This window comes from Cognatundibacterium curvum (genome assembly GCF_014284235.1).
GTDB classification, from domain to species: Bacteria; Pseudomonadota; Gammaproteobacteria; order Burkholderiales; family Burkholderiaceae_D; genus Undibacterium; species Undibacterium curvum.
Genome location: NZ_JACOGD010000004.1, coordinates 386,368 through 397,634, shown reverse-complemented (window position 1 = coordinate 397,634; position 11,267 = coordinate 386,368). Strand labels below are relative to the sequence as shown.

Here is an 11,267-nt window from a genome sequence, read left to right as displayed (position 1 = left end):
TTCATTGCTGCGCCTCTTTTGCGATGCCTGCCAGCGCTTTCAGATCCTTGATGCTGATGCCACTTTCCTCATGCGCAGTGATCAGCAGAGACGGGCCTACTGGCAGTGTGCCGTGGCGCAGCTTGCTGATCACTGGTGGTGCCACTTTCAGGCGGCGTGCCAGCGCAGCGTCGTTTTTGAGCTGCATTGTTGCGACCAGGGCGTCGAGCATGACATTTGCGGGTGCGTGGCGCAGTTGTGATTTCTGATTTGTTTGCATGTGGATCTCCAGTGTTAATTAATCGTCGTTTTTGCAGCGCGCAGCGACCGGGTCAAAGCGTGCCAAGCGCTTTGCGTGGTTTCGTGCTGCGTTTTCCAGGGTGCGTTTGAGCGCGGGGTTTTTCAGCATGTCATCGAGTGACTGCTGTTTGATTTTTAGACGGTCATAGACGGCCTGCAGGGAACTGCGGTCGGGGGATGGCTTACTCATGCTGGCCTCCCGTTTGTGCAGACGTATGCACTTTTTGTGCTTTGCCCAGGTTGCGTGCCGCGATGTATGCCTGGCCGCGCAGTCCAGCGTAGGCATCGCGCGCGGTGGCGCGGATACGGACCTTCGGCTTGATGTCAGTAGGCTCGTTGCGGTGTGCCAGGAAGTTGAATTTAGCCACGGTGCACCTCCGTCATTGCTTTCAGCCGCTCTGCATCGCCAGGTGCTTGTTTTCCCTGTGTAATGTCGTTCCACAGGCAGTACGCGCCAAAGGCAAGACCTTCGATGATGGCTATATATTGGGGGTCTTGGGTGTTGCGCTGTTTTGCTGCCATTTCCATCAAATAATTGATGCGAGCTTCGGCTTCGTATGTGATCTCTGCATATGTCCAGGTGCGCTTAGCCATGATGCACCCCTGGCTTAGCAGTTACTGATGCGATGCCGAACGTATCCAGGGCTGCATCGATGGCAGCACTGGTGCTGGCCGCTATAGCTGTGTACTGATACACGGCATGCGGAGTGCGGACGGTCACAGAAAAGGCGCTCATGACAAAAGCTCCTTAACGCTGCGAATGAATTCCATCGTTTCGCACGTGACGGTTCCGGTTTCTTCAAAGTCTGTGTCGGCGCGATGCAATGCCTGGCGCATCAAGTTAATTTGAAGCGTAGCCTTGTGGACCTGTTTTCTTAACTCTGCTAATTGAGGGGTGGACATGGCGGCTCCTTTTAGTGGGAGCGAGCGAAGAGGCCGCGCAGAATGTTGCCCAGGCGGTGATCTTTGATGATGATGAGGATAATCAGGATGCGTGCAGCGACCCATCCGATATATGACCGCTTTGATTCTGTGTGTTCTTTGGTTGTAGCGTGAACTGCAACGAATACACTTTTCAGTTTTTGAAAGTCCATTTTTCGCTCCATCAGATTAAGGTAATTAAAAAGCATCTGAAATATACCCCAAGGTAAATTAATAGTAAATACCTTGAGGTAAATAAACGGGGCGGAAAAATACGTCTGTTACATTTTTTTATACTTGTGTTGGATTTTACTGATTGGATTTTTGGTTTCTGGAGGGTGATTCCGTGCTAGGACGACTGTTTTTATGTAACATGCAGCCCATGAACGCAAATATAAAAACAGTAATTTCAACATGGGTTAGAGATGCTCGGGAATATGCCGGACTATCAGGGGTGCAGCTCGGTGTGCGGCTGGCTATTGAGCTAGGCGTTGCGCGTGGGAATACCAGAGCTAATATCTCTCACTGGGAGAATGAGCGTCATCAGCCGAGCGTGCTGCAAATATTGGCTATTTCAAAAATAACTGGCTTCCAATTGCCGATTGAGTTTGCGGGCTACTTACCTGAGCCGACCGGTGCTGTGTTGGAAATCCCAGTTGATAAGTTGAGTCGGCAGATCTACGCGCTGAGCTGGAATAGTCCTGACGAAATTGAGTTGCTTTCTGAATATCGCTCAATGACCGATGATGCGCGTTCCGCCATACGTGAATTGATCAAGAAATCGCCTAAAGATGGTCGTTGTATGCCACCTGGCTTTCATCGGGGCTAGTGGTTTAGTTTGATTAAATATTTGATCAAAGTGTTGACCTCATCTGAAAGGCTTCCTTTCTCCCGGATAACCGCAGACAGTAGATTTTCTGCCCAGTCATCTAATAGTCGAACATAGGTGACTGGGTAAATCGAAATAAACCGTTTTGCTACCGATTCCAGCGTAGGTGCAATGCCTATATCTGTGCGCGATACCATGTGTGCCTGGATTTCGAAGTGCGGTACGGTCATGGGGATGTGTAGATGTGCTCCAATTCTTTTTGCCTCATCCATGAGGTGTCCGGTGATGTGTTCCAGATTGTTCGATAGGATCATCGGATAGCGTATGGCATCAGCAAAATACAGCGTTTTATATCGAATTAATGGATGGTTATTCGGGATTAGTAGGCAGATATGTTCTTTTCTTATGGGGCGTCCCTGCAGGCCAATGACTTTCGGATCGCCTGCAATTAGCCCGGCATCAGCCTGGTGATCATTGACTGCTTGAATAATTTGATTGAATGACCCAGTGGTTAAGTGAATTGACAACTTTGGGATGTCGGATGTCATTTGCTGCAGAACTAACGGTAGGTCGTGTATCAGTAGGCTATGGTCAGCCATAATTTTGATTGATGGATTTTTTAGCTGATCTAGTCGGCGAGCCAAATCATCGCTGTGCATTTTTAAGTGTGTTGCGGTTCGTAACACTTCCATCCCTGCTTCTGTAAGCCTGATATTCCTTTTGCGCGTCGCAATACGATGTCCTAAGCGATCTTCCATTCGCTCTATTCGCTGTGAAATAGCAGATGTTGTCATGCTTAGTCGACGCGCAATTCTGCCAAGGCTCAATTCCGTATTGAGTAACAAGACAATTTCAACATCTAGTGGATCAAGTGGTAGCACGTGTTGCCTCAAAAAACTTCCTTAAGGCAATACTGGATGGCGTTTCGATGTATTGAAATAGTTTTTAATTATCGTTAACTCACGTTTAAATCAATTTAACTAAATGTGACAAAAATTAATGTATATTTTTATCTGCAGATAAAGACATAAAGGCAACAGGTAATGAATATTGAGCAAAGTTTGTCGGAGGCGGAATGGGAGGTGGTGCGCCTATTTAGGCGTATTGACGACGTTGGCCAGCGTATCGTGAGAGGTACGCTTCATGGTTACACGGTATCGTTCCCGCGTAAGGTCGGTGCGGAAATTGTAAATATTAGCGAGATTCGTCGCGCAATCGAGCAGCGGCTGCAGACAGAATCAATTCACGGCCACGTGCGCTGATTGATCGGAAGTGGTCTATTAGTATTGATTCTTGATGGCTAATGATTCGAGCTCGCATCACGTTGTGATCGGACTCGTCGCCATCGCCTAGTATGAGCCAATTAAAGCTAACGCCGCCTCGTTTTGCGATCTTTGCCATTACTATAGCTGATGGTTGTTTGATCGCACCAGACAATATGCGATTTAATGTGGTGGTTGATACGCCTGCTTCGCGAGCAAATCGGCTTTGATCGACAACGCCGCATGCTTTCATGACGAGATCAGTTCTGTGAGCAATATCCATGGTGTGGCGATTATGTCGCCCTTGGATTCGCCCCCGAAAATTCTATACATATACGCAATTAATGGCGCATATGTATTCACTTGGTTTTCAGATATGCCTCTTGTTCGGCAAATGAGCCGTTAATCATTCCCTCAATTGCGGGAATAATACTTGGGTCCTGAATGCGGGCAATTCTCGATACCAGGGATGCGGGTAGTAGGCCGATATTACTGGCCTGCGTTTGGCGTTTCTGGTACTCGTAGTACGCATCCTCTGCATAAATACGAATGCGCTTCCTGCCGTCATCAGAAGCTGACAGCATTAATTCCACAATTGCTCGAACGTCCTCTGGCAGCTCCTGTTGGGTAATGTATTGCGCACGATGCTCATTCACTTCGTGCTGCACCCCCTCCGGTACGTCCAGCGAGTATTTCGGTATGTCTAATAGTTTCTCAAATTCGCGGGCTAATTCAGAGCCTAACTTTTTTTTACCTACAAACAAGCGTGAGATGTAGTCCGGCTGACGTTGCAAATGTGCGGCCAGGGCAGACTGTTTCCCGTTAAAGCGTTCGACCGTAATCGCCCGCAGATTATTGATTCGAATAGTGTTGTCGTCCATGAGGTAAAGATATTTGAAATTTACTTACAGGTAAAATACCTATAGGTATTGATTTAATATGTACCTTCGGGTAATCTTTGGGGTATGAAAAAACTGCTCCTATTCATTAATGGCCTCGATAAAGTCCGGCGCGCTGCATTTTGTGGTGCATGTGGGACTACTGAAGGTTATCTACGTAAGGCAATCAGTCGCAGTCAGCGTCTAAGTGCTGATCTATGTATCAACATTGAGCGCGAGAGTGCTCGCCAGGTGCGCTGCGAAGATCTGCGGCCAGATGCTGACTGGGCATATATCCGTGGCACCTCTCAGTGCTCACCGGTTATGGCTGAGGTGCCTAGCCATGCCTCCTGAATTTCTTTCGCCAATAGTTGATCCCTCAATTTTTATTGATGGGACATTTGACGATGCCGAGTGGGTTGAGCGGCAGCGCATTCTTTTTGAGTCCCAAAGTGTTCAGCGCTTGTTGGCTCTCTTTCGCGCAACAGGTGAGTCGCCAAAGACAGCGGCAACGATTTCTGATGGGTTGTGAATGGGCTTCTTTTTCATTTCTTCTCGGATTGATCGCGCAATCAATGAGCGATCTCCGCTCACGCTACGGTTTTCTGTCGGTATTTCTATTTCACTTAACGCATTCAGTATGACTGGCGCTGTACTTGGGTCGTGCGCAATTAGGTGCTTAAAGATGATCGCAAGTGATTGGGAAAATGCTAAGCGTTGGGTATCAAGTAAATCTTGTACAAATCGTGACTTTTTTAAATGTTCGTTTAGGAATTGGTGGAGTTCGTGATGGGCATCGTTCTGATCGGTCATGGCGCTCTCGGTTTAGTGTTTGATCGTGTGTTTGCGTAAAAAAATTTTAATTAAACCACAAGAAAGTGCCACGCGTCGTTGTTCTGCGGTCGTCATGTCGGCCTCCGTTGAATTGAGTGCATTTTAGGTGCGTAAAAAAGTTTGTGAAACCATAAAAAAAGGGGCGAATTATGGATGTCCGAAACGAGATCATTGAGATGGTCAACCAGGTGAATGGCAGTTGGCCAGTCGCTGCAGCGTATTTGGGTATGAGCGAGACAGCGCTGCGTAACCGTGCGTATGAAAGTAAGGGGCAGGCATTGCGTTGGCGTGATGCGTTGCGCCTGCAGGAGTTGTCGCAGACGACTTATTTTGCTGAGGCTATTGCCGCTGAGAGTGGCGGCACGTTTATCAAGCTGCCAGAAATCGGCGGCGTTGATAGTAAGGACGTTGCTGCTAAGTTTCATGAGCTGTATGCGGAGCTCGGTGAGCTGTCTGTTGAGTTCCGGGATGCTACGGCTGACGGAAAAATTAGTAAGAATGAACGCGAGCGAATTAATGATGTTGTTGATCGCATGCACAAAACGATGGATGAGTTGCGTGCCGTGACGTTTGTTGTGTATTGCCCCGAAACCAAAGCAGCTACGGTGGCGAAGCGGGGAGATAAGCATGATTAAACCCGCATCAATTCGCACGGATAGTGCCGCGCATACAGCGTTATTGCGCTTGGTTGAATTGGGGGGCACTGCGTTGCTCAACGAGCTTAAGGTGCCGCTATCGCCGCGTTACCGCGTGGACCATATTTTCCGCTCTGCGGTCGTTAGCACGTTGGTCGACGCGGGATTGGCACGCATGGAAGACCGTTACCGTCTGAAAGCAACGCACGCCGGGAAAAACTACGCTGGTGAATTTCTGTCTGCGCCGGTTGCTGAAAAATATGTGCCGCAGATCGTGCCTGGCCGCGCTCTGCGTGAGCGCCGTGATCTGGATATTGCCAAGTATCGTTCTGCGGCTCCAATTCGCCCTGGATCTGATGATCACAAAAATATCCCATCACTGATGGGCGTTACGCGTAAGTTGCCAAGCGGTGAGGTACTTGCCTCATGATGCTAGAAGAAATTTGCCTGGCACAGATGGTCGATGCGGGATACAACAATGTACCGTCTGGCCATCCTGTGCTTGATGGCACAATCCACCGTTTTGGCAAGGGCAAGAAAAGCTGGTATATCGCACGCCGTGTCTCGCTGCCGTCCGGGAAGGAAACCGTTAGCGGTGCGTTTGGTACTTACCACGGCGAGGATAACGGTGCGATTAAGTTTAAGGGTGACGTTGAGCGCATGTCTGATGCAGATCGGGCGGCGCTGGTCACAAAGCAGACCGAGCTGGCGCGCATCGAGCGAGAAAAAGAAGAGGAAAAGCATCGCCTGGCCGCAAACCGTGCGCGTCAACAATGGGGTAGCGCAGTTGAATGTGATCACGCGGCCCCACATCCATACCTGGTGAAAAAGCAGGTTCCTGCGTTTGGTCTGCGGCTGAGCAGTGATGGCGATTTGTTGATGCCATTGTGGGCTGATGGCGGGTGCAGTCCTGTTTTGCGCGGCCTGCAGAAGATCGATGCAAAAGGCGAAAAGCGATTTAATAAAGGTATCGATAAGGTCGGTGCGGCATTTCACCTGATGAATATCCCTGCAGATGCTGAGCTGATCGATATAGGGGAGGGCTACGCAACATGCGCGTCCGTGCTGCTTGCAGCACCCGGCTCGTTTGTGGTTTGTGCGCTCGATGCGGGAAACCTAATGCCAGTCGCCAAGCACATTCGGGCTACGTACCCGAATGCGCATATCCGCTTCATCGCGGACGATGATTATCTGCTGTTGCCCCGTTTCATCGAGCGCTTGCGCGAGCAATTCAATCTCTCGCTGCCTGATCCGGTGATCGATGGCCAGAGCCGCACATACCAGGCGGCAGATGGTGAGCCGGTTGAGGTCACTGCCTGGTGGCGTACAGACCCGCAGGGCATTGAGTATATTGAGGCAGACATGCGCAAGGGGCGCATGCATCGCACGGAGCCGTTCCGCAATGCAGGGCTGTATCGCTCGCATGAGGCCGCTGCAGCGGTGGGTAATGCCTCTGTGATTCATCCTGTATTTAGCGGTCGAGACGGCCAGAAATGGACTGATTTTAATGACCTGCATGTTCTTGAATCCCTTGACGCGGTAGCGTCACAAATTAATGCTGCGGTTGCAGCGATACGGTTAGCGCCTGATTCTCCCGCACCCTCTGCTGAGGTGCAGGGTTTTTCTTTTCCTGCTGCGCAGCAGCCAATAGAAGATTCTGCCTTTGAAAAAATTCCTTCATGGGTTGATGATGCCCCATCAGTTGATTCGCTTCCTCCCCCGCCCCCTCCTGAGGGTGCTGCGGAAATTGTGGGGTTGGTGCCAATTGCGTGGGCGCTTTCGCATTGCGCGTTGATACAAGGGACGACGGAGGTTTGGGACTCGGTCAATAAGCTGCGCATCAAAAAGGCAGCGTTCGTTGCAATGGTTGGCAAAGAGGCTGCAAAGCAGTGGGATGCTCATCCTGAACGACGATCAATCAGCCCTCGCAATTTGCCTAAAGTCGTTCGCGGCGTAGCAAAAGACCTCGGGGAGGCGGGGGATGATGGTATGGCGAAGATGCTGGATCGCTATACCTTGTTGTACGGGACAAAGACGGTGTGGGATGCGGAAAAGAAAGTCGTTGTCAATTTTGATGCGATGGCGCTCGCCCGTGGTGAGCTGGCAACGCGTTGGCTTCAGCATCCACTCAGACAAGAAAAGGATCATGACAAGCTAGTATTTGATCCGACTCAAAAAGTAGATCCTGAGACGCACATCAATATGTTTGAGGGCTTTCAGATCAAGCCACGTCACGATGATGCGAAGGCAACGCTGGTCTTACGCTTGCTGGAAAGTCTTTGCTCTACCGAGGCGAATGGCGCGGACGTGTTTGTGTGGGTGCTGCGTTGGCTGGCTTATCCACTGCAACACCCTGGGGCAAAGATGCAGACGGCGCTGCTGTTTTTTGGCGATAAGCAGGGAACGGGTAAGAGCCTGTTTTTCGAGGGCATTATCAAGCCGATCTATGGCAAACACGGTGCAACTGGTGGACAGAATCAGCTCGATGCTAATTACTCTGCCTGGCGCTCGCAAAAACTCTATGTGCTGTTTGAAGAGATTTTGTCGCGTCAGGATAAGTACAGCTCGTTCGGCCTGGTGAAGCACCTGATTACTGGTCGCGATACGCCGATCACGCAAAAATTCAAGGATGATCGTTTCGAGGCAAACCACTTAAACGTAGTCATGTTGTCGAACGAGTTTCAGGCGGTTCCTATCGAGCCTGAAGACCGACGTTTCCAGGTGGTAGAGGCTAGAAATCCACTTGACCTCGAGCTGCTGGCTGAACTGGTTGCGCAGCTAGATAAGGGGCTGGTCGAAGCCTTCTATGACTTCCTGCTGCGATATCCGCTCGCTGATTTCAACCCGCATACAAAGCCGATCATGACGCAATCTAAACAGCGAATGATTGAATTTGGTCGGCCGGATTGGGAAGTGTTTTATCTCGAGTGGCAGTTGGGCGGCCTGTCAATCCCTTACTGCTCCTGCATCGCTGAGCATTTATTTGAGGCGTACGAGGGCTACTGTTCACGGTTCCATTTCCGGGCGCTATCGATGAAGAAGTTCTCAGAGTTGATTAATAGCCGGTTAAAGCGAGATCGCCAGTGGATAACGCTAGGTGTGCAGAAGAAGCGCTTGCGTACGGTATTCCATGTTGAGTGTGATAGCGGTGAAACGCTATCTCAGCAGTGCAATTCGTTCATGTTGGCCGCCAATATCAAGGATGAGACGAAATGATCGCGCCGTTTATATCAGGGTTTTCACTGTGCCGGTTTGATGCTGTTACGCGCAAAGCCAATATCCATGCGGGTTTAACAGGGTTAACAGGGTTAACAGTGTCGTCCGCGCACGTGCGCGTAGAAAAATGCCTCAATTACTTAATTCTGAAAAAAATAGAATTTCTCTCACGTGTGTGTATTCACCGTGTTAACCCTGTTAACCCTGTTAAACATCAATATTCATGCGGGTTTCAGCGTATCAGGGTCAGTGGTGTCAAGTGTAAGACGCTGTTAACTGGTGCGCAGGAGTTGATATGACGACGCTCAGGGACGTAATGCCAGTGACCGCTGCGCGAATCGATAGGATGCGCAAGCAGTTAGGGGTAGATGTGGTGAATACAATGATCAGAAATGCGATGGAAGGGCAGCCGGGGCAGTTCTTTGCAATGGAAAACCACCGCACCTTCGGCACGCCAGAAACAACGGTGACAACAGTGATTTGCTGGGATGAGTTAGACAGATGCTATCGCCGCGATCCGCAGTGGATGATTGATGCAACCGAGTTTGCAAACAGTATCGGGATTGAGATTGAAGTGGTGGATGAGCAGGATCATGAGGAAGCGCGGGAAAGAGCGAAGCAGTTACGTAAAATTTTGAGAGAGGCAAGGCATGCGTAAAAGTAAGTCAAAAATTTTAGTTTGCAGGTCAGGCGTTGATGACTATCAGAATGATAAATACGAAGAAGTCGAAACGCCTGCGTATAAGAGGCCGGTTCCGCAAATTGGTGAAAGAGATAGGGATATGGAATTGCGATTGGTTGATTGGGGGAATGTTGTTAATCCCGTGAATACAAGTTCGTCGCAGGCGTCAACATTTTGGGCGACCCGATATTATGAGATTCGAAATTCAGAATTCCGACGTGAGCTTATTATGCGCGGATTGATCGAGCATAAGACTATGCTGCAACAGATCGAAGATCAGGCGCTGGCTGAACTGCGCCATCAGGATGCATTGTTGATTGAGAGCGCTTGGGCAAAACTCATTGATCACCAGCAAAAACAAGCGTTGTTGATGCGTTACGTATATCGTCACAAAGATGAGTACATCCGCAATCGTTTGAAGCTGCGCGGGCGTCAAAATCTGACGTTGACGTTGTGGAAGGCAAGGACAAGTTTGAAACAAATACTTGAACGCGAAAAAAATGCGGCTATAATTCGACCTGACAATTTAAATTTATTTGCCGGATAACCGCGCCGTATCACGCACCTCAAAAGGGTGTGTTGTCGCGCCTAGCAAAAGAGTAGCCCTGACAGACTTTGGTCTTCAGGGCTTTTTTGTTTTCAGACAATCAGTGCAGACGTATGTACTGTTGCATGGTGTCTCCTTGACTGTAATTTAGCCTTCGCCCTGGCTGCGACCGCAGCTGGGGTTTTTTTATGGTGGATGTATGCCAGTATCAGCGCCGCGTAAATGCACGATGGTTGGTTGCTATCAGTATGTGTCTGATGGCTCTGGTCGATGCGCTGCGCATCAATATCAAAAGTGGCAGAAGCGCAAGGATGTGGCTAAGCGCATCACTGGCCGCCGCTTGCAGGAGTTGCGTGAGCAGTTGTTCAGGGCTGATCCATTGTGCGCTGAGTGCAGGCGCAATGATCGCATTACAGCTGCGACACAGCGCGATCATATCGTCCCATTGTCTGAAGGCGGTGAGGACGTTCCAAAGAACGTGCAAGGTCTGTGCGATGCCTGTCATGACGCAAAGTCTAAGGCTGAGGCAAAGCGTGGCCGCGCAAGGAAAAAATCAAACGGGGTGGGGTGGTAAAAGTCTGCGGCAGATTGCTGGAAACCGGACGCCCAGGTTGATTTTTTCGCGAAGAGAAAACTACCCCCCGGGGGTTTAAGGTGTATCTCAGTGGAGAATCAAAGTGAGTGATGATTATAGTTTTGCAGCATCGCCGCCTGCAGTAGGTAATGCTGCGCGGACGATTATCAATTCGCCAGAGCCGCCGCCAGGCATGGATTTTGACGGTGATGAGAAAAAGATTTATGAGTACCTGTGCTGCGTCCTGCGTGATGCCGGGCTGGAGCATATGACCGCAGGCATGCCGTTGGCGGTTATCGTGCGAACGTACCGGCAGTGGTTGTATGCGCTGCGCGAGTGTGAGGAAAAGGGGCGCACGCAAGTCGCAAAGTCTGGCTGGGCGCAGGCTGCGCCGTGGGCGGAAGACGAGAAGCGGCTAAAAATGGAGTTGGGGCAATGGTTGCCAAAAGCATGTTTAACGATTCCATCGCTGGCCCGGGTCAAAAAAGAAACAGGGGCAGTAAGCGGTCAGGACGATCTCTTCCAAGACTTAGTAAGCCACGGTTTATCCTCTCCAGCAAGAAAGCCGCCGCACTAATCCCGGCGCAGCTGCATGAGTGGGACGAGCGTT

At 50.0% G+C, this 11,267-nt stretch carries 22 protein-coding genes; 10 read left to right on the top strand and 12 right to left on the bottom strand.

Annotated features, from left to right (window positions below; translation table 11 throughout):
* Position 1: 1 nt before the first annotated feature.
* From H8K43_RS10015 to H8K43_RS09985, 7 genes are read right to left on the bottom strand one after another with little or no spacing between them, the layout of a single operon-like run.
* A complete protein-coding gene (locus H8K43_RS10015) occupies positions 2 to 259 on the bottom strand; it encodes a hypothetical protein (RefSeq protein WP_186903688.1) in 258 nt (85 codons plus the stop codon).
* 18 nt (positions 260 to 277) lie between these two features.
* A complete protein-coding gene (locus tag H8K43_RS10010) occupies positions 278 to 469 on the bottom strand; it encodes a hypothetical protein (protein WP_186903687.1) in 192 nt (63 codons plus the stop codon).
* On the bottom strand, positions 462 to 647 hold the full coding sequence (locus H8K43_RS10005; protein WP_186903686.1) for a hypothetical protein: 186 nt from the start codon (positions 645 to 647) through the stop codon (positions 462 to 464). The genes H8K43_RS10010 and H8K43_RS10005 overlap by 8 nt, the downstream gene beginning before the upstream one ends.
* Complete coding sequence (locus H8K43_RS10000; protein WP_186903685.1) at positions 640 to 873, bottom strand: hypothetical protein; 234 nt, start codon at positions 871 to 873, stop codon at positions 640 to 642. Before H8K43_RS10000 ends, H8K43_RS10005 begins: the two co-directional genes overlap by 8 nt.
* Positions 866 to 1,015, bottom strand: coding sequence for a hypothetical protein (locus tag H8K43_RS09995; RefSeq protein ID WP_186903684.1), 150 nt, complete (start codon positions 1,013 to 1,015; stop codon positions 866 to 868). The genes H8K43_RS10000 and H8K43_RS09995 overlap by 8 nt, the downstream gene beginning before the upstream one ends.
* Positions 1,012 to 1,182 carry a hypothetical protein gene (locus H8K43_RS09990; RefSeq protein ID WP_186903683.1) on the bottom strand — a complete coding sequence of 57 codons (171 nt, stop codon included), beginning with the start codon at positions 1,180 to 1,182 and terminating at the stop codon, positions 1,012 to 1,014. Before H8K43_RS09990 ends, H8K43_RS09995 begins: the two co-directional genes overlap by 4 nt.
* Positions 1,183 to 1,193: 11 nt before the next feature.
* On the bottom strand, positions 1,194 to 1,373 hold the full coding sequence (locus H8K43_RS09985) for a hypothetical protein (protein WP_186903682.1): 180 nt from the start codon (positions 1,371 to 1,373) through the stop codon (positions 1,194 to 1,196).
* A 209-nt stretch (positions 1,374 to 1,582) separates the two neighbouring features.
* On the opposite strand from H8K43_RS09985, the gene H8K43_RS09980 reads away from it, so the two are divergent.
* On the top strand, positions 1,583 to 2,029 hold the full coding sequence (locus H8K43_RS09980) for a helix-turn-helix transcriptional regulator (protein WP_186903681.1): 447 nt from the start codon (positions 1,583 to 1,585) through the stop codon (positions 2,027 to 2,029).
* Here H8K43_RS09980 and H8K43_RS09975 read toward each other — a convergent pair.
* Positions 2,026 to 2,910, bottom strand: a complete 885-nt coding sequence (locus H8K43_RS09975; RefSeq protein WP_186903680.1) for a LysR family transcriptional regulator — start codon at positions 2,908 to 2,910, stop codon at positions 2,026 to 2,028. The genes H8K43_RS09980 and H8K43_RS09975 overlap by 4 nt on opposite strands.
* 162 nt (positions 2,911 to 3,072) lie before the next feature.
* Here H8K43_RS09975 and H8K43_RS09970 point away from each other — a divergent pair, with 162 nt between their 5' ends.
* Complete coding sequence (locus tag H8K43_RS09970) at positions 3,073 to 3,291, top strand: hypothetical protein (protein ID WP_186903755.1); 219 nt, start codon at positions 3,073 to 3,075, stop codon at positions 3,289 to 3,291.
* Here the strand turns inward: H8K43_RS09970 and H8K43_RS19260 are convergent.
* On the bottom strand, positions 3,224 to 3,544 hold the full coding sequence (locus H8K43_RS19260) for a helix-turn-helix domain-containing protein (protein ID WP_408058513.1): 321 nt from the start codon (positions 3,542 to 3,544) through the stop codon (positions 3,224 to 3,226). The genes H8K43_RS09970 and H8K43_RS19260 overlap by 68 nt on opposite strands.
* A gap of 106 nt (positions 3,545 to 3,650) precedes the next feature.
* Positions 3,651 to 4,172: a hypothetical protein gene (locus H8K43_RS09960; protein WP_186903678.1), complete on the bottom strand. Its 522-nt coding sequence runs from the start codon at positions 4,170 to 4,172 to the stop codon at positions 3,651 to 3,653.
* 84 nt (positions 4,173 to 4,256) lie between these two features.
* On the opposite strand from H8K43_RS09960, the gene H8K43_RS09955 reads away from it, so the two are divergent.
* Positions 4,257 to 4,523 carry a transcriptional regulator gene (locus H8K43_RS09955; protein WP_186903677.1) on the top strand — a complete coding sequence of 89 codons (267 nt, stop codon included), beginning with the start codon at positions 4,257 to 4,259 and terminating at the stop codon, positions 4,521 to 4,523.
* A 102-nt stretch (positions 4,524 to 4,625) separates the two neighbouring features.
* On the opposite strand, the gene H8K43_RS09950 is transcribed toward H8K43_RS09955, so the two are convergent.
* Entirely contained in the window at positions 4,626 to 4,982 is a 357-nt protein-coding gene (locus tag H8K43_RS09950) for a hypothetical protein (protein WP_186903676.1), read from the bottom strand.
* A 170-nt stretch (positions 4,983 to 5,152) separates the two neighbouring features.
* Here H8K43_RS09950 and H8K43_RS09945 point away from each other — a divergent pair, with 170 nt between their 5' ends.
* From H8K43_RS09945 to H8K43_RS09925, 5 genes are all read left to right on the top strand, one after another.
* Positions 5,153 to 5,638 carry a YmfL family putative regulatory protein gene (locus H8K43_RS09945; RefSeq protein WP_186903675.1) on the top strand — a complete coding sequence of 162 codons (486 nt, stop codon included), beginning with the start codon at positions 5,153 to 5,155 and terminating at the stop codon, positions 5,636 to 5,638.
* A complete protein-coding gene (locus H8K43_RS09940; RefSeq protein ID WP_186903674.1) occupies positions 5,631 to 6,068 on the top strand; it encodes a hypothetical protein in 438 nt (145 codons plus the stop codon). The genes H8K43_RS09945 and H8K43_RS09940 overlap by 8 nt, the downstream gene beginning before the upstream one ends.
* On the top strand, positions 6,065 to 8,854 hold the full coding sequence (locus tag H8K43_RS09935; RefSeq protein WP_186903673.1) for a DUF5906 domain-containing protein: 2,790 nt from the start codon (positions 6,065 to 6,067) through the stop codon (positions 8,852 to 8,854). The genes H8K43_RS09940 and H8K43_RS09935 overlap by 4 nt, the downstream gene beginning before the upstream one ends.
* A gap of 295 nt (positions 8,855 to 9,149) precedes the next feature.
* On the top strand, positions 9,150 to 9,512 hold the full coding sequence (locus tag H8K43_RS09930) for a hypothetical protein (protein ID WP_186903672.1): 363 nt from the start codon (positions 9,150 to 9,152) through the stop codon (positions 9,510 to 9,512).
* The gene (locus tag H8K43_RS09925; RefSeq protein WP_186903671.1) at positions 9,505 to 10,083 is read left to right on the top strand and encodes a hypothetical protein; all 579 of its coding nucleotides are present in this window, start codon (positions 9,505 to 9,507) and stop codon (positions 10,081 to 10,083) included. The genes H8K43_RS09930 and H8K43_RS09925 overlap by 8 nt, the downstream gene beginning before the upstream one ends.
* Positions 10,084 to 10,291: 208 nt before the next feature.
* Here the strand turns inward: H8K43_RS09925 and H8K43_RS19180 are convergent, their stop codons facing one another.
* The gene (locus tag H8K43_RS19180; protein ID WP_329604508.1) at positions 10,292 to 10,588 is read right to left on the bottom strand and encodes a hypothetical protein; all 297 of its coding nucleotides are present in this window, start codon (positions 10,586 to 10,588) and stop codon (positions 10,292 to 10,294) included.
* Between H8K43_RS19180 and H8K43_RS19175 the strand changes: the two genes are divergently transcribed.
* Entirely contained in the window at positions 10,520 to 10,657 is a 138-nt protein-coding gene (locus H8K43_RS19175) for an HNH endonuclease (protein ID WP_329604507.1), read from the top strand. The two genes, H8K43_RS19180 and H8K43_RS19175, sit on opposite strands and share 69 nt — an antisense overlap.
* Before the next feature lie 103 nt (positions 10,658 to 10,760).
* Positions 10,761 to 11,234, top strand: coding sequence for a P27 family phage terminase small subunit (locus H8K43_RS18985; protein ID WP_230403814.1), 474 nt, complete (start codon positions 10,761 to 10,763; stop codon positions 11,232 to 11,234).
* Positions 11,235 to 11,267 lie beyond the last annotated feature (33 nt).